The 1,214-nt window shown below is 59.1% G+C and carries 2 pseudogenes; one reads left to right on the top strand and one right to left on the bottom strand.

What is annotated here, in order from left to right:
- Positions 1 to 377 precede the first annotated feature (377 nt).
- Positions 378 to 1,001: pseudogene (locus NCT04_RS34210) on the top strand (helix-turn-helix domain-containing protein); the annotation flags it as partial.
- A gap of 80 nt (positions 1,002 to 1,081) precedes the next feature.
- Here NCT04_RS34210 and NCT04_RS34215 read toward each other — a convergent pair.
- Positions 1,082 to 1,214 (bottom strand): annotated as a pseudogene (locus NCT04_RS34215) (IS3 family transposase); the annotation flags it as partial.

Genomic DNA, 1,214 nt, shown 5'->3' on the forward strand with positions numbered 1-1,214 from the left:
GAACAAGTGAATCAGGCCATCGCGCAAATGGATCAGGTCACCCAGCAAAACGCCGCTCTGGTTGAGGAGGCGGCGGCGGCCGCTCAGGCGCTTCATGATCAAGGGATACAGCTTACCGGCGCGGTCGCTTTCTTTTCCATCGCCGAGGCCTAAACTGTTTTGGCGCGCCGATTTGCATCGTAGACCTCTTCGGTAGACTTCCGCCATTCGCTCAGTGTAGGAAGTCACCGTCGATCTTGGTGTCACCGCAATGCTCGACAAAACGCCTCTTTTGAGTTTTGAGTGGGTGGGTTGGCGGGTCAAGGACGGGCGTAAGCCCGGCGAAGCGAATCCTTGAGGCGCCCAGAATTGATAAGCTGAGCCATGACAAAGCAACCATGACGAATGAACTGTTCGAATCCGCTCTCGGTATAACCGCGCCCTGGTACGTTCAAGGCGTTGACTTCGATGCCGCTCAGCGTCAACTCACCATTGCCGTGGACTTCGTCGCGGGCACCCGGTTTTCCTATGCTGGAGTTGCCGGTGAGCATCCTGACCACGACACGCAAATCAAGCGTCTGCGTCACCTGAATTTCTTTCAACACGAATGTTTTCTGGAAGTGCGGGTGCCGCGTGTGCGGTTGGTCGAACCTGATTGGGTCGGTCAACTCAGCGGCTTTACGCTGCTGTTCGAGGCACTCGTACTGATGCTCGCCCAGCAGATGCCGTTTGCCGCTGTCGCGCGTGCGGTCAACCTGTCGTGGCATCGAGTACACGCCATCTGTTCGCGGTATGTGGAGCTGGCACTCGCGGGGGCTGACCTGTCTGAGGTGAAGGCAGTGGCGATTGACGAAACCTCGTATCGGCGCGGTCATGAGTATCTGACGCTGGTCGCCGATATGCGAGCGCGGCGGGTCGTGTTCGTCACGACCGGCAAGGATGCCAGCACGATTGAACGCTTTGCGGCCTACCTGGGCGAACACGGTGGCACGTCCGAGCAAATCAGCTCGGTCAGCATTGAAGCGCACCGACTTTGTCGGAGACCGCCGAGTTGGGCGCTACGCCGCGCGAGCGGATCGCACCAGATTCCGATTGTAGACTCCTCTGCTTGCGCAGGCGATACGTACCCGAGCGGGCCGAGCAGCCGATGGTGGTTACACCAGTGAACCCATTCGAGCGTGGCGAGCTCGACGTCTTGGAGTGTGCGCCATGAACGCCGATGTACAACTTCGGCC

It is taken from the genome of Caballeronia sp. GAFFF2, from assembly GCF_023631485.1.
Lineage (GTDB): Bacteria > Pseudomonadota > Gammaproteobacteria > Burkholderiales > Burkholderiaceae > Caballeronia.